At 40.9% G+C, this 20435-nt stretch carries 19 protein-coding genes and 1 pseudogene; 15 read left to right on the top strand and 5 right to left on the bottom strand.

Annotated elements, in window-relative coordinates:
* From Q9Q35_RS04785 to Q9Q35_RS04810, 6 genes and pseudogenes are all read left to right on the top strand, one after another.
* A pseudogene (locus Q9Q35_RS04785) lies at nucleotides 1–325 on the top strand (hypothetical protein); the annotation flags it as partial.
* Nucleotides 309–1358 carry a hypothetical protein gene (locus tag Q9Q35_RS04790; RefSeq protein WP_304652374.1) on the top strand — a complete coding sequence of 350 codons (1050 nt, stop codon included), beginning with the start codon at nucleotides 309–311 and terminating at the stop codon, nucleotides 1356–1358. The pseudogene Q9Q35_RS04785 and the gene Q9Q35_RS04790, both read left to right, overlap by 17 nt.
* Nucleotides 1359–1386: 28 nt before the next feature.
* Complete coding sequence (locus Q9Q35_RS04795) at nucleotides 1387–1656, top strand: PspC domain-containing protein (RefSeq protein WP_112193644.1); 270 nt, start codon at nucleotides 1387–1389, stop codon at nucleotides 1654–1656.
* Nucleotides 1657–1797: 141 nt separating this feature from the next.
* A complete protein-coding gene (locus tag Q9Q35_RS04800; protein WP_304652375.1) occupies nucleotides 1798–2238 on the top strand; it encodes a DUF3290 domain-containing protein in 441 nt (146 codons plus the stop codon).
* Between the two features lie 12 nt (nucleotides 2239–2250).
* On the top strand, nucleotides 2251–2892 hold the full coding sequence (locus Q9Q35_RS04805; RefSeq protein WP_304652376.1) for a DUF421 domain-containing protein: 642 nt from the start codon (nucleotides 2251–2253) through the stop codon (nucleotides 2890–2892).
* Between the two features lie 80 nt (nucleotides 2893–2972).
* Nucleotides 2973–3464 carry an antibiotic biosynthesis monooxygenase gene (locus Q9Q35_RS04810; RefSeq protein ID WP_304652377.1) on the top strand — a complete coding sequence of 164 codons (492 nt, stop codon included), beginning with the start codon at nucleotides 2973–2975 and terminating at the stop codon, nucleotides 3462–3464.
* 107 nt (nucleotides 3465–3571) lie between these two features.
* Here the strand turns inward: Q9Q35_RS04810 and Q9Q35_RS04815 are convergent, their stop codons facing one another.
* On the bottom strand, nucleotides 3572–3877 hold the full coding sequence (locus tag Q9Q35_RS04815) for a helix-turn-helix transcriptional regulator (RefSeq protein WP_304652378.1): 306 nt from the start codon (nucleotides 3875–3877) through the stop codon (nucleotides 3572–3574).
* A 156-nt stretch (nucleotides 3878–4033) separates the two neighbouring features.
* Between Q9Q35_RS04815 and Q9Q35_RS04820 the strand changes: the two genes are divergently transcribed.
* Nucleotides 4034–5767 carry an ABC transporter ATP-binding protein gene (locus Q9Q35_RS04820; protein ID WP_304652379.1) on the top strand — a complete coding sequence of 578 codons (1734 nt, stop codon included), beginning with the start codon at nucleotides 4034–4036 and terminating at the stop codon, nucleotides 5765–5767.
* A 2-nt stretch (nucleotides 5768–5769) separates the two neighbouring features.
* Complete coding sequence (locus Q9Q35_RS04825; protein WP_304652380.1) at nucleotides 5770–7551, top strand: ABC transporter ATP-binding protein; 1782 nt, start codon at nucleotides 5770–5772, stop codon at nucleotides 7549–7551.
* 146 nt (nucleotides 7552–7697) lie between these two features.
* On the opposite strand, the gene Q9Q35_RS04830 is transcribed toward Q9Q35_RS04825, so the two are convergent.
* Entirely contained in the window at nucleotides 7698–8042 is a 345-nt protein-coding gene (locus Q9Q35_RS04830; protein WP_304652381.1) for a helix-turn-helix domain-containing protein, read from the bottom strand.
* Nucleotides 8043–8196: 154 nt separating this feature from the next.
* On the opposite strand from Q9Q35_RS04830, the gene Q9Q35_RS04835 reads away from it, so the two are divergent.
* Nucleotides 8197–9120 carry an ABC transporter ATP-binding protein gene (locus tag Q9Q35_RS04835; RefSeq protein WP_304652382.1) on the top strand — a complete coding sequence of 308 codons (924 nt, stop codon included), beginning with the start codon at nucleotides 8197–8199 and terminating at the stop codon, nucleotides 9118–9120.
* 4 nt (nucleotides 9121–9124) lie between these two features.
* Entirely contained in the window at nucleotides 9125–10648 is a 1524-nt protein-coding gene (locus tag Q9Q35_RS04840; RefSeq protein WP_304652383.1) for an ABC transporter permease/substrate-binding protein, read from the top strand.
* 67 nt (nucleotides 10649–10715) lie between these two features.
* Here the strand turns inward: Q9Q35_RS04840 and brnQ are convergent, their stop codons facing one another.
* The gene (gene brnQ / locus Q9Q35_RS04845; protein ID WP_304652384.1) at nucleotides 10716–12059 is read right to left on the bottom strand and encodes a branched-chain amino acid transport system II carrier protein; all 1344 of its coding nucleotides are present in this window, start codon (nucleotides 12057–12059) and stop codon (nucleotides 10716–10718) included.
* Nucleotides 12060–12257: 198 nt separating this feature from the next.
* Between brnQ and Q9Q35_RS04850 the strand changes: the two genes are divergently transcribed.
* On the top strand, nucleotides 12258–14108 hold the full coding sequence (locus Q9Q35_RS04850) for a heavy metal translocating P-type ATPase (protein WP_304652385.1): 1851 nt from the start codon (nucleotides 12258–12260) through the stop codon (nucleotides 14106–14108).
* A gap of 55 nt (nucleotides 14109–14163) precedes the next feature.
* Here the strand turns inward: Q9Q35_RS04850 and Q9Q35_RS04855 are convergent, their stop codons facing one another.
* Complete coding sequence (locus Q9Q35_RS04855; RefSeq protein ID WP_304652386.1) at nucleotides 14164–14604, bottom strand: ASCH domain-containing protein; 441 nt, start codon at nucleotides 14602–14604, stop codon at nucleotides 14164–14166.
* A gap of 123 nt (nucleotides 14605–14727) precedes the next feature.
* On the opposite strand from Q9Q35_RS04855, the gene Q9Q35_RS04860 reads away from it, so the two are divergent.
* The 4 genes from Q9Q35_RS04860 to Q9Q35_RS04875 all read left to right on the top strand — a co-directional run bounded on the left by Q9Q35_RS04860 (nucleotide 14728) and on the right by Q9Q35_RS04875 (nucleotide 19514).
* Complete coding sequence (locus tag Q9Q35_RS04860; RefSeq protein ID WP_304652387.1) at nucleotides 14728–15747, top strand: LacI family DNA-binding transcriptional regulator; 1020 nt, start codon at nucleotides 14728–14730, stop codon at nucleotides 15745–15747.
* 112 nt (nucleotides 15748–15859) lie between these two features.
* The gene (locus tag Q9Q35_RS04865) at nucleotides 15860–18118 is read left to right on the top strand and encodes a glycoside hydrolase family 65 protein (RefSeq protein ID WP_304652388.1); all 2259 of its coding nucleotides are present in this window, start codon (nucleotides 15860–15862) and stop codon (nucleotides 18116–18118) included.
* 10 nt (nucleotides 18119–18128) lie between these two features.
* Nucleotides 18129–18794, top strand: coding sequence for a beta-phosphoglucomutase (pgmB, locus tag Q9Q35_RS04870; RefSeq protein ID WP_304652389.1), 666 nt, complete (start codon nucleotides 18129–18131; stop codon nucleotides 18792–18794).
* Between the two features lie 108 nt (nucleotides 18795–18902).
* Complete coding sequence (locus Q9Q35_RS04875; RefSeq protein ID WP_304652390.1) at nucleotides 18903–19514, top strand: LysE/ArgO family amino acid transporter; 612 nt, start codon at nucleotides 18903–18905, stop codon at nucleotides 19512–19514.
* A 118-nt stretch (nucleotides 19515–19632) separates the two neighbouring features.
* Here the strand turns inward: Q9Q35_RS04875 and Q9Q35_RS04880 are convergent, their stop codons facing one another.
* Entirely contained in the window at nucleotides 19633–20250 is a 618-nt protein-coding gene (locus Q9Q35_RS04880) for an NAD(P)H-dependent oxidoreductase (RefSeq protein WP_304652391.1), read from the bottom strand.
* Nucleotides 20251–20435 lie beyond the last annotated feature (185 nt).

Consider the following 20435-nt stretch of genomic DNA (forward strand, 5'->3'; position numbering starts at 1 on the left):
CATGATCGCAGTGTTGATCGGGATCTTGGCCTTGATGGCAGGGTTAGTTTTTGGTGCTGGTGTGATCTTATGTGCCGGTGTAGTCGTGATGGGGTTCTTGATCTATATCGGGATCGCAATGCTATTTAGCAGTTGGGCAGTCGGGCTCTTTTATCTAGGCTTAGGACTTTTAGCCTTAGGAGGGCTCTTGATCGTTATCCCGCTAGCTTATTGGTCGATCCGCTTGATCCTTCAAGGGATCGCCAACTTCTCCAAGTATCTCTACGATAAATTGAGCAAGAAACGCAAAGAAAAAGGAGGCAGTGACCATGAAGAAGACATTTAAATTTGGTTGGTTGATCTTAGCTATCGGTGCCGTGATCGCAATTGTGGGCGCTGCGTTCCACGGTGTTAAAGCAGTCGAGTTTGATGGATTAAAGGTCCAAACCGTCAAAAAAGATAGAGATATTCAAAAGACGTATGCTAAAAAAGAATTTGATCAGATCAAGATCGAAAGTGGATCGGGTTATTTTGCGCCGATCGATCTTGATATCAGACAAGGCTCTGATTATAGCGTATCTTATAGTGGAAGTTCGCGCTATGAGCCAAAGATCAGTTACCAAAATGGAACATTGAAGATCATTCGAGGACGTGATACGCATAACACAGTCAGTTTGGATTTTACGGATTACCGTACAAAGATCGATAGTAAATTAGTCATTACGGTACCCCAAAATGTAAAATTGAGTACATTAAAAGTTGAAGGTATCTATGATAATATCAACTTGGAAAAACTAAATGTTGCAATGCTAGATCTTGATCTAGATCACACTAAAAAATTGGAATTAAATGAAGTGACGGCAGAAAGAACAGATGTTGATACTGGTATCGATGCTGGTCAGATCATCAACTCTAAGCTCAACAATGGTGAATTAGAATTTACTGCATCATCTGATCTGGATCTAGTAGTTTCAGGCGGTGAATTGAATAACATCAAAGTCAAAACAGAAGGTCAAGGCAGAGTCTACTATAAAGACGGTCTGGTCGTAAATGGTGGTAGTACACAATTAGCTGATATCGAATACGGTCATGAGTATGCCGATGATGAAAGTGATAGCGAAAGTGTTGATAATACTGAGCTAAGTTCTGATCTTGATGCTGATACGATCACGGTCAAGGGTAAATATGAGATCAAAAATGTAGCTGGTGCGATCCGTGTCGGCAATGTAACAGTGCAAGGTTACCGTTTGACTAATAAACATGGTAAAAATACATTACATGACCAACAACAGACAAATGGTGGTACACTAGAAGAAAATACAGATCAAGCTGATGTCTTGACTTTAGATAACCAAACTGGTGAAAATACGGTAAAGTAAATCAATTAATTGAAAGGATGAAGTTGCGATGGCAAAAACAAAAAAAGAATTAACAAAATCAAGCGATAAAGTAGTTTCAGGTGTCTTTGGTGGTGTCGCAGAATACTTTGGCTGGGATAAAGCGATCACCCGGATCATTGGTGCGATCTTGATCATTTTCCCGGGAAATATTATCCTTGGTCTATTGATCTATTTCATTGCCGCTTTAGTTATGCCTGATGCACCAAGTAATGGTCGTAAAGGTTCACATCATTCAGAAGATGATAGTGTGATCGAAGGCGAATTTAAAGAAAAATAAAGTTAAGTAACAGTGCTTCGTTGGTCGGATAGATCGGCGAAGTTTTTTTCTATTTTTGATTTTTTATTCAAAAAAATAGGTATAGTATTTTAGACAATTCCTCGGTATCATAAAAATAAAAAAATGACTGAGGTAATGAAAATGACATTTTATACCTTACAATATCTTCAAGATCAACGTGAGGTAAATCAGTTGGTGATCTACATTTTAGGTGCGATCGGCTTATTGATCTTACTCTTTGCGGTTTTGATGTATTCACGCAATCGTTTTGATACTAAATATCGTGATATAAGTATCATTATGTTGCTGGTAATGTTTTTTCTATTTGGCTTGAGCTACAGTAATTATGAACAACATCGTACCCAAACATTATCGACTTCACAAGTCCAACCATTTTTACGTTCAGTTGCGCGTGAGGAAGGCGTTAGCACCAAAGATGTGGCAGTCAATAGTCGCAGTCTTGTAGATGGGATCATCGTGAAAGTCAAAGATAAGTACTATCGGGTCGAATTAAGTGTCGATCGTAACAGTTATAAGTTGGCCCGGACGCATTTGATCAATAAAGATATTACGATCCAATAGGGGGATTTTAACGTGGAATTTTATGGACCGATAATTGGCAAATTTATTTTAGGGATGTTATGTATCATCTTACAGATAAATATTGTTGGTAAACGAAATTTAGCCCCAGTGACGGCACTTGATCAAGTACAAAATTACGTGCTTGGTGGGATCATCGGGGGGATCATTTATAACCAAGATATCACGGTGCTACAGTTTTTGATGGTGCTCATTATTTGGACTTTAGTTGTGATGGTCTTACAATTTTTAAAAAATCACAATCGTTTAGCCAAGGTGATGATCGATGGGCGCCCAGCGATCTTGGTCAAAAATGGTAAGCTCGATGTGGAAACTTGTTTAAAACGCGGGGTGACTGCCGATGAATTGATGTTTAGATTGCGGGTCAACGGGATCTACGAGTTAGCGCGAGTCAAACGAGCTATCTTGGAACAAAATGGCAAATTGACAGTGCTCGAATACGGTGATGATGAAAGCATTCGCTATCCATTGATCAGTGATGGGATCATCAATTACGATATTTTAGAGATGATCTCACGGGATGAAGCCTGGCTTGATGAGCAATTACAAAAAAACGGTTTTACGAGCAGTACAGAGGTCTTTTTGGGCGAATACATCAGTGGTAAGTTACATTTTGTAGGTTATCCAAAGAAATAATTAGCAGTTTTTAGCTAATAGGTTTAGAATAGTCCTAGTGCTATACTAATAAAGTAAGTTTGCTGAAAGAAGGATGAATTATGCCATTAAATGAAATTAATTTGGCCTTAGGACCAGAAAAAATGTTGACGATGATCTCAGAACGTTACGCTGATCGGAATTTTTTACTTTATCGTGCATTAGCCAATAAAGATGGTTATTTGCTCGTTGATATCTCTGGTGAACATACAGTGTTTGAATCTGGGTTGAATTACCGCGTCTTAAAAGAGATCAGTGAAACAGACTGGGATGGTCTTCTAGAATTGCGCTATGTGACTTTAGATACTGATCAACAAAAAGTTTTCAATGCAGTTGTTGATTCTTGGAATAACAAAGCTACACGTCCCTTTGGGTTGAAGGCTTCTAAAGTATTGATCTCTTTGAAAAAGGATTTCCAATTCCTCTTGTTGAACGTCTGGGAAGATGAACAAGATTATTTGGCTTGGAATAATTCACCTGAAAATAAATTAGCGCAATTTGGGCACGATGGTAACCGTGCTCCAGTAGATAAGCTCTACACGCGCGTAAGATAAGTTACACAAATAAAATGCAGTCAACGCCGAGGGACCCACTATGATACAAATAATTGCATCATAGTGGGTCCCTAGTTGCATAGACCGCAATTTTACGCACTGTGGAGTTAGTCTTCGTTGATGTGTTCTTTTACTTGCTTGAAGATCATGATGATGTGGTTGTCGGCTAGTGTGTAATAAACGTGTTGTCCGTCACGCTTGCTAGAAACTAGTCCCGTTTGGCGCAAGATCTTTAATTGATGTGAGACCGCTGATTGCGTCAAACCGATCGCCTTGGTGATCTCATTTACCGTAAGTTGCTTTTCAAATAATAAGTACAAGATCTTATAGCGAGTCTCATTACCAAATGCTTTAAAGATCTGTACACTGGCTTCTGTCTCCTCCTTTGAAGGGAGATTTAAATCGTTATCCATAATATTCACCTTGTGTCTTGCTAGAGTTAATAGATTTCCTAACTATTATAGCAAAACTATTTTTAAATTGAGCGGTTGAATAAAAATTAAAATTCCGCTAGACTGATACATACGAAGCAAAAATAGCTTAATAAATTTATCATTATGGAGGGGAATATGGAGATCTTAAAACCACACTTGAAAAACTATTTAGGTGCGATCTTTGGTGCGGTCATTTCGATCATTGTGGCTGCAGGTGCATCTCTATTGCAACCGCGTGTCCTACAATTTATCTTAGATAATTTATTAAAAAATGATCGTCAGGCAATGTTCAATTATGGGATGATCTTGATCGCTTTAGCGGTGATCGGGGTGATCGCTGGGATCTTGAATGTTTATTTTGCAGCTCGAGTCGCTCAAGGTGTTACAAGTGATCTGCGGGAACAAACTTACTGCAAGATCCAAACATTTTCTTTGAGCAATATTGAAAAATTTTCGGCTAGTACCTTAGTCGTCCGTTTGATCAATGATATGAATCAAGTGCTAAATGTCGTGATGACGACCTTTATGCAAGTTTTACGGATGCCGATCATGATCATCGGGGCCTTTGTGTTGGGGATCGTCACCATTCCACGTTTTTGGTGGTTACAAGTAGTGATGTTTTTAGCTGTTGCTTTAGTTATCGGGCTGACGTTCCCGCAATTAGGCAAGATGTTTGATCGGTTCCAAAAGAAATTAGATCGCAGTAATACGATCGCTAAAGAAGCGATGCAAGGGATCAGGGTGATCAAATCCTTTAACCAACAAAAAAATGAAGAAGTACGTTTTGGCGAAGTTTCAGATGAGATGAATGCTCTAAATATCAAGATCGGCTATGTATTCTCATGCTTATTACCAGCCTTTTTCTTAGTCTGCAATGTGGGGATCACGGCAGTCGTTTATTTAGTTGGGATAAACGTGGAAAATGCCCCGAGTGAACTGGCAGCGATCACTTCATATATCGGGTATCTGATGCAGATGTTATTCACATTGGCATTTGGTGGGATGACGATGGCGATGTATGCGCGTGGTTTTGTTTCATTAGGCCGAATAAAAGAAGTTTTAGATACAAAACCAGATCTAACATTTGATCCAAATGCACCAGAAGTAGAACTTGATGGGGCTGTTGAATTTGATGATGTTTCCTTTGCTTACCCTGGGGCTGAACATGAAACGCTCAAAAATATCAGTTTTAAAGTTGCTCCAGGTGAATCGATCGGGATCATTGGGGCTACTGGATCAGGGAAATCGACCTTAGCCCAGTTGATGACTCGTTTGTACGATCCTACTTCTGGGGTCGTTAAAGTCGGTGGTGTCGATCTACGTGAAGTAAATGAAGGTTCATTACGTAAGGCGGTATCATTAGTCTTACAAAAAGCATTACTCTTCTCAGGTAAGATCTCAGATAACTTGCGCCAAGGTGATCGTAATGCTACCACTAAAGATTTTAGATGGGCAGCTCGCATCTCACAGGCAGCTGAGTTTGTAGAACGCTATGATGACCAATATGAACATCAAGTTGAAGAGCGTTCGGCGAACTTTTCTGGTGGACAAAAGCAGCGCTTATCGATCACACGTGGGGTCGTCGGGAAGCCAAAAGTTTTGATCTTGGATGATTCGACCTCGGCTCTAGATGCTAAGTCAGAAAAACGCGTCAAAGAGGCGCTAGAAAAGGAATTGACACAAACTACGACTTTTGTGATCGCCGAAAAGATCTTCTCAGTGATGGACGCTGATAAGATCATGGTCTTAGATCAAGGTCAGCTCGTAGCTTTGGGATCTCATCAGGAATTATTAGCAACTTCACAAGTCTACCGTGAGATCTATGAAACGCAACGTGCTAAAGATAAGATCGAGGAAGGAGAGCTGTAAAAATGAAGGATTTTAAAATTGCCTGTGGCTACTTTTGGAAGTATTTAAAGCAATATTGGTCAGCTGTGACAATTATGATCGTTTTGACTTTACTAGCGACCTTTTTCCAAGTCATTGCACCGATCTACATGGGAAATGCGGTCACAGCTTTGACTAAATATGTCGCTCAATTAGCTGATCCAGCGACACGTACGAGTGCCTCGATGGCTGCTTTTTATACGGCATTGAAATTGATGGCACTGTATTTTTTATTGAATGTGTTAGCCCAATTCATTGCTTGGATGATCATGTCTAAGTTTAATGCGGACGCAACAAATGGCATGCGCAAAAACTTATTTGCTAAATTACAGCGCATGAAGATCCGTTATTTTGATACACATCAAGATGGAAAGATCTTATCGCTATTTACTTCAGATATCGATAATATCTTCAATGCTTTGAATAATGCGGTCTTTGAGATCGTTTCGCAGGGGGCACTTTACATTGGAACATTGATCGTGATGTTTTCGATCAACGTCAAATTAGCTTTGATCACTGTAGCATCAACACCATTTGTACTGGTGATCGCTTTAATTATCATGTCAAAAGCCCGAAAATACTTAGATGCCCAACAAGATGAGATCTCAAATCTAAACGGTTATGTCAATGAGCAGATCAACGGAGAACAGGTCATTTTGAGTAATGGTCTACAACAAGAATCGATCGCTGGTTTTAAAAAATACAACCAACGTGTTAAAGATACGATGTTTAAAGGCCAATTTTATTCTGGTCTCTTGTTTCCTTTGATGCAAGGCCTGTCATTGTTGAACCTAGCGATCGTGATCGTTGGGGGGATCTGGTTGATCGTGGCTGACTCGATGAATACAGCGACTGGTCTGGGCTTGATCGTGATGTTTGTGCAGTATTCGCAAACATATTTCCAACCATTGACACAATTGACTTCGATCTACTCGATGATCCAGTTGGCACTAACAGGTGCAAGACGTTTAGCTAAAGTCGAAGCTCAACCAGAAGAAGATCTAGTTTTGGACGGTAAAAAGCAAGAGGGCTTACGTTCAGAAGTGGCTTTAAATGATGTGCATTTTAGTTATGATGAAGGAAAAGAGATCTTGCATGGGATCGATCTATCAGTGAAAAAGGGTCAGATGCTAGCCTTGGTTGGGCCAACGGGTTCAGGTAAGACGACGACGATGAATCTATTCAATCGGTTTTATGATGTCGATTCTGGGTCAGTGACTTTTGATGGGGTGGATGTGCGCGACCTTACGCTCAAGTCTTTGCGTTCAAAAGTTGGGATCGTATTGCAAGATTCGTTGCTCTTTACGGGGACGATCGCCGATAACATCAAATACGGTAAGCCAGATGCTAGTGATGAAGAGATGATCGCTGCAGCTAAACAAGCGCAGATCCATGATTTTGTCGTTGGTTTACCCGATGGATATGCAACTAAGGTCAGCGATGAGCAGTCGATCTTTTCAACGGGGCAAAAGCAATTGGTAAGTATTGCGCGGACGTTATTGTCTGACCCAGATCTCTTGATCTTAGACGAAGCGACATCTAATGTTGATACCGTGACGGAAGAAAAGATCCAACAAGCAATGGATGCAGTCTTAGCTGGGCGCACGAGCTTTGTGATCGCGCACCGCTTAAAGACGATCGTCAATGCCGATAAGATCGCGGTCTTACGCGACGGTAATGTGATCGAGCAGGGCAGTCATGCAGAGTTGCTCGCCCAAAAGGGTTTTTATTACGATCTATATACCAATCAAATGGTATTAGACTGATAGATGCAAAATGAGGCTGTGATATAAGTAGAAGACATCTTCAAATTCCAAACATTGGAATTTTGAAGATGTCTTTCTTTGTCTCTGAAAATACTTGTTTTTAAGGCTTTAGTACCAAGTAACAACGACTTATGTCACAGCCTCATCTATTTTTCAGCATTTTTTTGCTGTTCGATATACATGGTGCCCCAAGCCGCTAGAGCATCGATCACAGGGTGCAAAGTTTCTCCCAATTTACTCAAGCGATATTCTACCTTAGGAGGGATCTCAGGATAAACTTTACGGATAACTAAGCCGTCATTTTCTAGTTCGCGTAAGCTTTGGGTCAACATCTTTTGACTTACCCCAGCGACACTTTGCTTTAGTTCACCGTAGCGCTTAGTCCCACCTAGTAGATCACGTACGATCAAGATCTTCCACTTACTGGATAATAAGCTGATCGTTGTTGCAACAGGACAGAGTCCCATCTGCGGTAAAGGTCTATTTACCATTTATTTAACACTCCCCTTTAGAAAGTATAAAACTATTAAGTGCCTACTTTCTTTTAGTTTTTAATTGTATTATAGTGAAAATGATCAGTGCATATCAATTGTTTTTTTACACTATTTTAGTAGACTATAGAGTATAAATCGTGAGGTGAAAGAGATGATCCATTATCGAGACGTTAGTAAGACCTATGGTGAAAATACGATCTTAGAACATATCGATCTAAAGATCAATGCGGGTGAATTTTTTGTCTTAGTAGGACCTAGTGGGAGTGGCAAAACGACTTTACTGCGGATGTTGAATCAGTTGACGCTCCCAACGACAGGTGATATTTATCTAAACGACAAAAAGATAAAAGAATACGATAAACAAAAGTTGCGCCTAAATACCGGTTACGTGCTCCAAGACAGCTGTTTATTTCCCAATCTATCGGTCGAAGATAACATCACGATCCAATTAGAACAGCTCAAGACCGAAAAGTCTAAACGAAGAAAAAGAGCGTATGAATTGTTACAAGAAGTAGACCTTGATCCGATCGTTTTTGCCAAACGCAAGCCAGCTGAATTGTCAGGAGGACAAAAGCAAAGAGTCGCGATCATCCGAGCTTTAGCGACCAAACCAGAGCTAGTTTTGATGGATGAATCGTTTAGTGCATTAGATCCAGTCTTGCGGCGCCAATCACAGGATCTGATCTTAGAGCTACATAAAACGCTAAAACCGACGGTCGTTTTTGTGACTCACGATATGCAAGAAGCTTTGCGCTTAGGGGATCGGATCGCTGTCTTGCATGAAGGGAAGATCCAACAAGTCGGGACGCCCACACAGATCATGCAACAGCCAGCAAATGAATTTGTAAAAACATTTTTTGATACAGAAAGTCCCCATTTTTGGGATCTTGATTATCTATTAGAAACAAAACATCTCACTAAAGTCAAATTTTGTCCTACCGTCCCTGAGCTGATTGATTTTACTGAATTATTGACCCAACTGCAACAGACACCGAAAGTACGCTTCAATTACCAAGATCAGACCTATGAAATTACTTACCAACAACTCTTAGCCTATCTTTTACATAAGGAGTGATCAGATGCCAAAATTACTTGAAACAGTAAGCGACCAACGTGTTGAGATCTTGCAGGCACTGATGCAGCATTTGACGATCTCACTGATCTCACTGGTGATCGCTGCCTTGGTAGCTATCCCGTTAGCGATCGGATTGCGCAATAAACCTATTTTAGGTGAAGCAGGTCTGCAGGTGGCAGGTATCATCCAAACGATCCCAAGTTTAGCTTTATTAGGTTTGTTGATCCCGGTGGTCGGTATCGGTACGACTCCAGCTGTGATCGCTTTGACGCTTTATGCGATCATGCCGATCTATCAAAATACCTATGCCGGGTTAAAAAATATCGATCCAGCACTCAAAGAGGCGGCTAGAGCTTTTGGCTTGTCTCGTTTTAAGCAATTGCAACGCCTTGAATTCCCCTTAGCGCTGCCATTGATCTTATCGGGGATCAGGATCGCTTTAGTTATGGTCATCGGTACGGCGACCTTAGCTGCTTTTATCGGTGCCGGTGGTCTAGGAAGTTACATCATGTTAGGGATCCAGCAAAACAACAATGATTATCTCTTGATCGGTGGGGTCTTATCAGCTGTTTTGGCCTTTTGTTGTAGTGGCCTTTTGAAGTTTGTCGGCAAAAAGCCTAGGCGGATCTATACGACTTTAGCAGCTTTAGTCGTGCTGGCGCTTGGTTTTGGTGGTTTTAAGCTTACTGAGATGTTACATGCACCAACTAAAGTGGTGATCGCAGGGAAATTAGGCAGTGAGCCTGAGATCTTGATGAATATGTATAAAGAGTTGATCTTACAAGCTGATCCTAAAGCAGAGGTGACGTTGAAACCAAACTTTGGGGGCACGACATTTTTGTTCAATGCTTTGAAAAAAGAGCAAGTCGATATTTATCCAGAGTTCACAGGGACAGTTTTAGAAGCCTTAGTCGACTACGACAAAAAGACACCAAGTGATCCAAAAAAGACTTATGCGATCGCACAAAAACAGTTATCAAAGCAATACGATATGCGTTACTTGAGCCCTATGGCATATCAAAACGGTTATGATCTAGCTGTCACTAAAGAATTTTCACAAAAGTATCAAGTGACAAAGCTAAGTGATCTAGCACGGGTGAGTGATAAAGTCCATGCGGGCTTTGATCCTGATTTTTCCAATCAAGTTGATGGCTATTTGGGATTAAAAAAAGTATATGGGTTAGATTTTGGTAAGGTATCGGTCATGGAGCCCGCCTTACGCTACCAAGCGATCGCCAAAAAGAAAGTCAATTTAGTGGATGGTTATACAACTGATCCGCAGATAAGACAATACGATCTGATGGTCTTAGAAGATGATAAGAACTTTTTTCCACCATATCAAGGAGCCCCAGTGATGAATGAAAGTTTTGCCAAGAAAAATCCAAAGCTAGTCAAAAGTTTAGAGAAACTGGCAGGTAAGATCACGACTAAAGAGATGCAAGAGATGAACTATGAAGTCAGCGTTGAGCATCGAAAGGCAAGTGAGGTCGCCCATAAATATTTAGTCGAACACGGACTGCTAAAATAAGAGGATCTACCACAATGCAAGACATCATGGTAGATCCTCTTATTTTATTTATATGTGTCACCACTTTTTATTTTTTACGTAGGAAATACCCGCCAAGACCGATGATCAGTCCTAACAAACTAAAGCAGACCCACCCAAAGCCGAGTTCAAAGAATGGGAAATAAGTTTGAGCAAACTTGAGCAATGTTTGAACTAGAGCAGACTCTTTTAGCCCAGCTGGTAAAGCATTCAACATGTCAAAGAAAGCTGGGATCAAGGTCAGAAATGTCGTAGTTTTGTAGACCAAAGCGTAGTTATTGAACAATGGAGAACAAACACCAAGCAAGATCAAAGTGATCGCTAATGGGTATAAAAACATCAAAACTGGTAATGACCAAGCGATGATCGCATCAAGTCCGAGATTAGCGATCGCAAATGATAGCAAGCAGTAGACCAGCAAGATCGCCTTATATGAAAAACGACTGAATAATTGATGGAAAGCTTGCGAACAGGCGATCGCAAGGCCCATTGAAGTCGACAAGCAAGTGATCGTTGTCAAAGTCGCCAACAAAGCATCACCGAAGACACCCATATAGTGATGAGAGATCTGTGTCAAAGTGATCCCACCGTTTTCTGCCAAGCCAAAAGTCGAGACACTTTGCGCTCCTAATAAGATCAAGGCAATGTAGATGATCCCGATCGATAAGATCCCAAGTGACCCACCTTTAGCAGTTGCTAAAGCGATATCTTTTTTATCTTTTAGACCAAATTGGCGAACAGCTGTAACGATAGTGATCCCAAAGGCGATCGAGGCCAAAGCATCCATCGTGTTGTAGCCTTGGAGAAGCCCCGAAGTCAAGGCGCCCGTCAAATACTCTTTAGTGATCGGTGCACTCGCAGCTGAACTGAGAGGATTGCTAAAAGCCAGTAAAAAGATCACAAATAACATCACTAAAAAGACAGGATTGAGCACTTTACCGATCAAAGCAGTGATCTTACTTTCCCGACTAGACAAAAAGTATACCAATAAAAAGAAGATCGCCGAATAGATCAATAATCCTAATGATTGCTGATTTTGTGCGATATGTGGTGCAAACCCGATCGTAAAGGGAACGGTCGCTGTTCTAGGCGTTGCAAAAAATGGTCCGATCGTAGCGTAGATCAAGATCATAAAGAGCAATGCATAGCTGTGGCCGACTGGACGAGCTAATTCATAGATACCACGTGATTGTGTGATACTGATCGCCAGCAGACCTAAAACTGGTAATAAAACACCCGAAGCTAAAAAGCCTAAAGCAGCACTTAGCCAGTGGCCCCCAGCCATTTGTCCTAAATGAACTGGAAAGATCAGGTTTCCGGCTCCAAATAACATCCCAAAGATCAAAGAACCGATCATTAGATAATGTCTGAAAGTTAATTTTTTACTTTCCATAAAATCCTCCTATGCTATTTATAAAAAAGTCCTCTCAGGTCAGAGCGGCCAGACAGGACACAAGTAATATTTAATTTTTAAGCTACATTATTTTTGGTTAAATGTCAAAGCAATTAAAAGGATTGCATTAGCAAAATAATCATGTTACACTTTAATTGAAAATATGAACATATATTCATAAGTTCGGGGGTGACAAACATGGAGACGATTTTAGCAAACAAAAATAAAATCATTCAGATAGCGCTCACGATCGTGCTATTTTTAGTGGCACATTTGCCAAATTTAAGTATCGGACTGGAATTTGCTATTTACCTAGTAGCTTATTTGATAATCGGTTTTGGTGTGATCAAAGAAGCGATCGAGCATATCTTTTACGGTAAATGGTTCGATGAAAATTTTTTGATGATGATAGCAACATTGGGGGCTTTTGCCGTCAAACAGTATCCCGAAGCGGTCGCCGTGATGTTATTTTACGCTTTAGGTGAACTTTTTGAAGATATTGCCGTTGAGCGTTCACGTGATTCGATCACACAATTGTTAGATATTCGCCCAGAATATGCCAATTTAGTCACTGAAGATGGCATTGTGACTAAAGTCTCGCCATCACAAGTTGAAGTTGATGAAGTGATCAAGATCAAACCAGGTGAACGTGTACCTTTGGATGGTAAAGTCATCAGTGGAAGTGCATATTTAGATACAGCCGCTTTGACAGGTGAATCTGAACCGCGCTTAGTCGAAGCTGGAGCACAGATCTTGAGTGGTGCGATCGTGTTAGACAGTGTTATCGAAGTTCGCGTGACCAAGCCTTATGGTGAATCAACGGTCGCTAAGATCTTGGAATTAGTCGAAAATGCAAGTCAAAAGAAAGCACCAACTGAAAAGTTCATCACCAAATTTGCGCAAGTTTATACGCCGATCGTGGTCGGGACAGCGTTATTGCTGGCAATTATCCCACCGTTATTTTTGGGACGACCATTTAGCGAATGGTTCTATCGGGCATTGATCTTTTTAGTGATCTCATGTCCATGTGCATTGGTCATTTCCATTCCTTTAGGCTTTTTTGCTGGGATCGGAGCATCGTCTAGGGCTGGTGTTTTGGTCAAGGGAAGTAACTATTTAGAATTATTGACCCAGATCCAGACTTTAGTTTTTGATAAGACGGGGACTTTGACAGAAGGTAAATTTCGGGTCGAAAATGTCTATCCTAATGCAGGGGTAAAAGAAGCTGAATTAGTTGAATTAGCAGCGATCGCTGAAATGCATTCCCCGCATCCGATCGCTCGTTCGATCGTAGAATATTTCCCAGGAAAATTACCGACCGAAAAATTAGCAACTGTAAAAGAAGTGGTCGGGCAAGGGATCAAGGCTGTTTTTGCCGATGAAGAATTATTGGTCGGTAAAAGATCCCTGTTAAATGAACACGGGATCGCATTGGCAAAATTGCCGACAACAGCTACGGGCACACTAGTCTATGTTGCTTATGCTGGTAAATATTTGGGGTGTTTGGAGATCGCTGATACACTCAAACAAACTTCCGCAGCAACGTTAAAAGAACTCAAAAAACAAGGGATCCAGACTGTGATGCTGACTGGGGATCGCCAAAAAACGGCTGATGCGATCGCGTCTAAATTAGCGGTCGATACGGTCAAAGCAGAACTTTTACCGCAAGATAAGTTGACTGAAGTTGAAAAGTTGCAACAATTTCAAACTGGCAAAGTTGGCTTTGTTGGTGACGGCTTAAATGATACGCCTGTTTTGGCCAGTGCTGATGTTGGGATCGCTATGGGGGCTTTGGGTTCTGATGCAGCGATCGAAGCAGCAGATGTAGTTTTGATGCGTGATGATCCAGCTGCGATCTTACGTGTTTTAAATATTGCACGGCGAACCAAAAAGATCGTTTGGCAAAATATCGTGTTAGCTTTAGGGATCAAATTGATATTTTTAGTCCTAGGAGCATTCGGTGACGTAACGATGTGGGAAGCTGTTTTTGCTGATGTCGGTGTAACGTTGATCGCAGTTTTGAATGCTTTGCGGATCATGCGTAAATAAAACATACAAGACTAAATAAAACGATCTGACCAATATGTGGATCAGATCGTTTTGTTTAGCTAAAAACAACTTCAAATTCTTCACAGACGACCTCAAGATCGGGGGTAAAGGTCAATTGTACTTCGGCTAGTTCTGCAGTGAAGAAATCTTGATGGACTTTACGCCAGTAGGCTAGGCTTTGATCGCCTTCACCCTCTAAATAAGCATGGTGTGCGCCGACCTCTTTAAATAGGGTGCGATAGACTTTGGTCGTTTGGGTGATGCAGATCGCCTTATCGTTACCATCTAGGATGATATTGTATTCACCAACTTGAGGAAGAGGCTCGTTTTCTAGAGCATATAAGGGATAAGAAGATGTAGTAGCTGTTTTTTGCCCGTGCAAAACTAATTGGGCTAAAAGATCCGGTTCACAGCCAAAAGCCCAAGCTTTGTGACCCATATCGGTAAGCGTCGGATCATTGGCACAAAAAGCGTTCCACATTTCAGTTGCATCCATGTGTATCACCTCAGATAAATTTTTTCTAAGTATAGCATATTTTTTGGATGAAATCTTGCACAAAGAGCTTTTAACGGTATATACTTAAAGTTATGCAAACGTTTTTATGGAGGTGGTGCTCAGATGGCAACGATAAAAGATGTCGCTAAAAAAGCTGGTGTTTCACCTTCAACGGCTTCACGTGCGATGCATGATAGTCCGTTGATCAGTGAAGAGACCAAGAATAAGGTGCGCCAGGCAATGAAAGAGCTTGATTATTCGCCGAATTTTGCCGCCCAAAATTTAGCTAATCAAACCTCAAATACGATCGGGGTCATTTTGCCAGCCCGCGAAGAATCTGTGGGAGATAATCCGTTTTTCATACAGATCATTCAAGGCCTAGCTTCGATCTGCAATGCGCATGATCAGTTAGTCTCGGTCGCGTCAGGTCAAACGACTGAAGAGTTGATCAAAAACATCGAAACAATGATCAAGCGCGGAAATATCACGCGATTCGTATTTGTCTATTCCCAAGCCAACGATCCAGTGCTGGAATTTATCAAGCAATATCCAAAGATCCACTATGTTGTGATCGGTTCACCCTATACTGATAAAGAGACGACATGTTATGTTGATAATGATAATTTCAAAGCGGGATATGATGCGACTAAATTCTTGCTGGATAAAGGCGCAACACGGATCGTTTATGCGTATACTGATCTCGCTGAAAAGGTCCAAAATGCACGGTATAAAGGCTATCTAAAGGCTTTGAGCGAGGCTGATATTGCAAAATCACCATTGTGCTTGAGCACTGTGCAAGATGATGAGATAAAGAATGCCCAAGCTTTGGGGCAGATGATCTCTAAAACTGGCGGTAAAGTTGGGGTAGTAGCTTGTGATGACATATTAGCGATAGAGATCCAGCACCTCTGTGATATTTGTGAGATCGAGCAATCTGAACTTGCTTTATTGGGTTTTAATAACTCATTGCTTGCTAAAACAGCACGACCGGCCTTGACTTCGGTCGAGATCTTCCCGCGCTTTTTGGGGTCCGAGGCAGCAGCCTTAGCGATCAATACAAAGGGAAATGACAAATTAAAGCTGGAGACCGATCATGTAGTCGTACCACATAAGATCGTGGAACGTGCATCTACAAAAATTTAAAAATCTCAGAAAAAGAGATTTTTTTTGCTTGCAAATGCAACCGATTGCATTTATAATTAATGTGTAAAATGAAAACGTTTAAATTGAAGTTTTAAAAAGGTGGTCAGTGTAAATGAAAAGAATTTTTGAAATCGATCCATGGAAAGTAGTCACACATGAATTTAAACCCGAAGAAAAACGACTCCAAGAAAGTATGACAAGCATTGGAAACGAATACATGGGGATGCGTGGGATGTTTGAAGAAACATACTCCGGCGATACACATAAAGGTATTTATCTTGGTGGTGTTTGGTATCCAGATAAGACACGTGTTGGTTGGTGGAAGAACGGTTATCCTGAATACTTTGGTAAGGTCATCAATGCAGTTGATTTCACTAAAGTTGACATCAAGTTGAACGGTTCTTCTGTTGACTTGGCTAAGGATGAATTTTCAGACTTTGAACTTGCACTCGACATGAAAAAAGGGATCTTGAATCGGAGCTTTATCGTTGAAAAAGACGGTCAAAAATTCCGTTTGAACTTTGAACGTTTTGTCAGTGTAGCGCAAAAAGAACTCTACGCTTCTAAGATCACAGTTGAAAACTTAAATGATACTGAAGCAAACATTGAGATCAAGTCATACATTGATGCGGATGTTTTCAATGAAGATGCAAACTATGATGAAAAATTCTGGAATGTTTTGGCACAAAATGTAGCTGAAACACATATGTCTTTAACGGCACAAACGATCCCAAATAACTTTGGTACACCACAATTTACAACTGAAATGTTAGCTGACCACGTAACTGATCTACGACCAATGGCAGCTGAAACGACTGAAAAGAGCGTAGCAAATACATTTGCAGGCCAAGTTGCTGCTGGACAGACCGTAGCTTTTGAAAAACGCGTGATCGTGGTAACTTCACGTGATCATGAAACAAAAGAAGCTTTAACACAAGCTGCACAAACTTTGAGCCAACAACAAGCTGAAAAATCATTTGAAGAATTGAAAGAAAAACAAGCCGCTGGCTGGGCTAAGCGTTGGGAAAAAGCTGACGTTGAGATCTCAGGTAACGCTGAATCACAACAAGGTATTCGTTTCAACTTGTTCCAACTCTTCTCAACTTACTATGGTGATGACGCTCGCTTAAACATCGGGCCAAAAGGTTTCACAGGTGAAAAATATGGTGGTGCCACATACTGGGATACAGAAGCTTTCGCAGTACCATTGTATTTAGCTTTAGCCGACGAATCGGTGACAAAAAACTTGCTCAAGTATCGGTATGATCAATTAGCAGGAGCTTACCACAATGCACAACAACAAGGTTTGAAAGGTGCGTTGTATCCAATGGTGACTTTCAATGGGATCGAATGCCATAACGAATGGGAGATCACATTTGAAGAGATCCACCGTAACGGAACGATCGCCTATGCTATCTACAACTATACTCGTTACACTGGTGATGAAGAATATGCGACCCACAACGGCTTTGATGTTTTAGTCGGGATCGCACGCTTCTGGGCTGATCGTGTGCATTACTCCAAGCGCAAGGGTCAATACATGATCCACGGTGTAACTGGACCAAACGAATACGAAAACAACGTCAATAACAACTGGTACACCAACATGTTGGCTAAATGGTGCTTGAACTATGCAAATGAGATCGCTGATAAAGTTTCAGCTGAAAAATTAGCGCAACTCGACCTAGGTGAAGCAGAACGTCAAAAATGGCATGAAATTGCGGATAACATGTACTTGCCTGAAGATCAAGAACTCGGGATCTTCGTTCAACATGATACCTTCTTGGATAAAGACCTGACACCAGTTAAGGATCTTCCAGAAGGGCAATTACCATTGAACCAAAACTGGTCATGGGATAAGATCTTGCGTTCACCATATATCAAACAAGCCGATGTTTTACAAGGTATCTATTACTTTGTAGAAGACTTCACACCAGAACAAAAAGAAAAGAACTTTGATTTCTACGAACCATTGACCGTGCATGAATCAAGTCTTTCTCCATCGATCCACTCTGTTTTAGCTGCCGATCTTCACAAAGAAGAAAAGGCCTTTGAGATGTATTCACGAACAGCACGATTAGACTTGGATAACTATAACAACGATACCGAAGATGGCTTGCACATCACATCAATGACTGGTTCATGGTTAGCGATCGTTCAAGGGTTTGCAGGCATGCGTGTCATTGACGGTGAACTTGAATTTGCACCATTCTTACCTAAAGAATGGGATGGTTACAAATTCCGAATCAACTTCCGCGGTCGTTTGTTGAGCATTGAAGTTGATAAGACAGGTTCTAAGATCGAATTGTTGAAAGGTGAACCTTTGAAGATCAAATTAAATGGTGAAGAAACAAAATTAACAGCAAAATAGGAGGAAACTGATGAAAGGTGCAATTTTTGATCTAGACGGTGTGATCACCGATACAGCCAAGTTTCACTTTGAAGCTTGGAGCCAACTGGCTAAAGAACAATTAGGGCTAGTCTTACCCGCTGAATTTGAAGCTGAATTAAAAGGGATCAGTCGGACTGATTCTTTGATCAAGATCTTAGAATTTGGGGGTCTACGTGATAATTATACCGACGAAGAGATCTTAGAAATGGCGGAAAAGAAGAACGGTTATTACTTGCAGGCGATCGAAACTTTGACCAAAGAAGATATTTTGCCAGGGATCACCCGTTTGATCGGTGAATTAAAAGAACATGGCGTTAAATTATCAATTGCTTCAGCTTCCAAGAATGCGCCTGCGATCTTAGAAAAGTTAGGTCTAGCAAACGAATTTGATGCGATCGCTGATCCAAGTAAAGTTGCTCACGGTAAACCAGCACCTGATATCTTCTTAGCTGGTGCCAAAGCAGTTGAGCTTGAACCAAAGGATTGCGTTGGGGTCGAAGATGCTGTTTCGGGCGTAGCTGCGATCAAAGCTGCTGGAATGACAGCGGTGGCTGTAGGAGATGAGACTGAATTAGCCCAGGCCGATGTAGTCGTAGAAACGACAGCCGATTTCTCCTATGCCCTTTTTGAAAAGACATGGGAAGACGCAAAATAAGTAAATAGTTCTAGAAGTCAGGGGAAACTCTGGCTTCTTTTTTGTCCTCTTACCTAAAATCTATGTTATGATTCAAATAAGAGTATTTTAGAGAATGGGGAGAGTAATTTGGCTTATTGGCAAGGTTTATTGATCGGATTTGCGTTTGTGGCACCGATCGGGATGCAAAATGTGTATGTGTTCAACAACGGCTTATCTTATAAATTGAGTCGAGCTTGGTTGTATACTTTTTTAGTTTGGCTCTTTGATGCGCTATTTTGTTTAGCGGCCTTTTATGGCATCGGGGCTTTGATAACCCATAATCAGACCTTGAAATTATTTATTATGTTGGCAGGTGGGCTCTTGACTGCTTATATCGGCTGGGGGATCATTAGGGCTGCTAACCAGCGGGCTTTAACGAGCGATGACAACAAGATCAGCTTAAAACAAGCGGTCACGACTGCTTTTGTAGTCAGTTGGGCTAATCCGCAAGCCTTGATCGATGGGACGATGATGCTGGGAGCTAGTCGTGGGACTTTGACCTTTGCTGAAAGTATCTTTTTTATCATTGGGGTCGTAAGTGCTTCCTTTATTTGGGATATGGGGATGACAACGGCTTTTAATGTCTTTCGCCACAAGATCCCAGATAAATTGTTGTTGTGGATCAATTTGATCAGCGGGATCATCGTCGTTGTTTACGGTATTTTCTTATTTGTCGAAGGTGGCAAACAATTGTTTTAAATAAACTAAAAGAGTGAGCGATATCGTCATATGAATAACGCGGGTCACACCACGTATTTGCATCGTGGTGTGACCCGCGTTATTTCTACGGAGATGACCGCAATTTTACACACTGTGATCAAAATGTGTTTGCGATCTTGGTCAGTTGTTTTTGACAATGTTTTAACGAAAGGTCGCAACTGGAGCAACAATTTGCTAAACCTTCAATATGTAGTGTGGTAAAATCCTTTAACCCGTGGAAGGATAAAAGTTTTTGGAGATATTTATTTCCCAGGTTATGTTTGTGTTTATATGTGTCCCAAAAATATTTAAGTGATCTGGGGTGATAGGTCCGATCTGTTGCTTGGAGATGCAAGGCTTTTTTGTGGGGTGCCAACTTAGTCAACGTGGCTACGATCAGATCTAAGTATTGTTTGAGCTCTGCGGGTAAGAACCGTTGTTGGATCGGAGCAACGAAAAGATATTTATCAGCAAGCATGAAATCATTAAGCCAGTCATCATGCTCACAAAGTAACTTTTGTTCAAACTCTGATAATGGCTTTTGATGTTGCTTTTTTCGCAATGCCATTATCATTTGTGAATTTAATGTAAGCGAGCCATCATTGGTAAGATCGTGAAAAATGATCCGGTCCTTAGGGTGGGCTTGTTGATAACTTGTAATAAAATGCTGGTTAAGCCGATCCAAATGCGCACTTTTATCTTTGGAGTATGCTTGGATGACTAAAAGTGTTGACATAATAATACCTCTAGTTCTTTATTTATAAAAATTTATGATATTCCAACTTAGTGGTGATGTCAACCTGATAAAGTGAAGTAAGCATAAAAAGAGGCTGTGGCATAAGTCTTCCAAGATGCTCACTTAGTTAGGCGAAAGTTTAAGAACATATTTTGATCCGATGTAATTTTAATGTGTTTTTAGTC

The organism is uncultured Ligilactobacillus sp. (assembly GCF_948826705.1).
Classification (GTDB): Bacteria; Bacillota; Bacilli; order Lactobacillales; family Lactobacillaceae; genus Ligilactobacillus.

Coding starts and splice junctions, on each gene's coding strand:
- Q9Q35_RS04840 (WP_304652383.1), top strand. CDS start 9,125: ATGCCAAAATTACTTGAAACAGTAAGCGACCAACGTGTTGAGATCTTG.
- Q9Q35_RS04810 (WP_304652377.1), top strand. CDS start 2,973: ATGCCATTAAATGAAATTAATTTGGCCTTAGGACCAGAAAAAATGTTG.
- Q9Q35_RS04825 (WP_304652380.1), top strand. CDS start 5,770: ATGAAGGATTTTAAAATTGCCTGTGGCTACTTTTGGAAGTATTTAAAG.
- Q9Q35_RS04850 (WP_304652385.1), top strand. CDS start 12,258: ATGGAGACGATTTTAGCAAACAAAAATAAAATCATTCAGATAGCGCTC.
- pgmB (WP_304652389.1), top strand. CDS start 18,129: ATGAAAGGTGCAATTTTTGATCTAGACGGTGTGATCACCGATACAGCC.
- Q9Q35_RS04865 (WP_304652388.1), top strand. CDS start 15,860: ATGAAAAGAATTTTTGAAATCGATCCATGGAAAGTAGTCACACATGAA.
- Q9Q35_RS04830 (WP_304652381.1), bottom strand. CDS start 8,042: ATGGTAAATAGACCTTTACCGCAGATGGGACTCTGTCCTGTTGCAACA.
- Q9Q35_RS04795 (WP_112193644.1), top strand. CDS start 1,387: ATGGCAAAAACAAAAAAAGAATTAACAAAATCAAGCGATAAAGTAGTT.
- Q9Q35_RS04820 (WP_304652379.1), top strand. CDS start 4,034: ATGGAGATCTTAAAACCACACTTGAAAAACTATTTAGGTGCGATCTTT.
- Q9Q35_RS04860 (WP_304652387.1), top strand. CDS start 14,728: ATGGCAACGATAAAAGATGTCGCTAAAAAAGCTGGTGTTTCACCTTCA.
- brnQ (WP_304652384.1), bottom strand. CDS start 12,059: ATGGAAAGTAAAAAATTAACTTTCAGACATTATCTAATGATCGGTTCT.
- Q9Q35_RS04855 (WP_304652386.1), bottom strand. CDS start 14,604: ATGGATGCAACTGAAATGTGGAACGCTTTTTGTGCCAATGATCCGACG.
- Q9Q35_RS04880 (WP_304652391.1), bottom strand. CDS start 20,250: ATGTCAACACTTTTAGTCATCCAAGCATACTCCAAAGATAAAAGTGCG.
- Q9Q35_RS04835 (WP_304652382.1), top strand. CDS start 8,197: ATGATCCATTATCGAGACGTTAGTAAGACCTATGGTGAAAATACGATC.
- Q9Q35_RS04815 (WP_304652378.1), bottom strand. CDS start 3,877: ATGGATAACGATTTAAATCTCCCTTCAAAGGAGGAGACAGAAGCCAGT.
- Q9Q35_RS04800 (WP_304652375.1), top strand. CDS start 1,798: ATGACATTTTATACCTTACAATATCTTCAAGATCAACGTGAGGTAAAT.
- Q9Q35_RS04790 (WP_304652374.1), top strand. CDS start 309: ATGAAGAAGACATTTAAATTTGGTTGGTTGATCTTAGCTATCGGTGCC.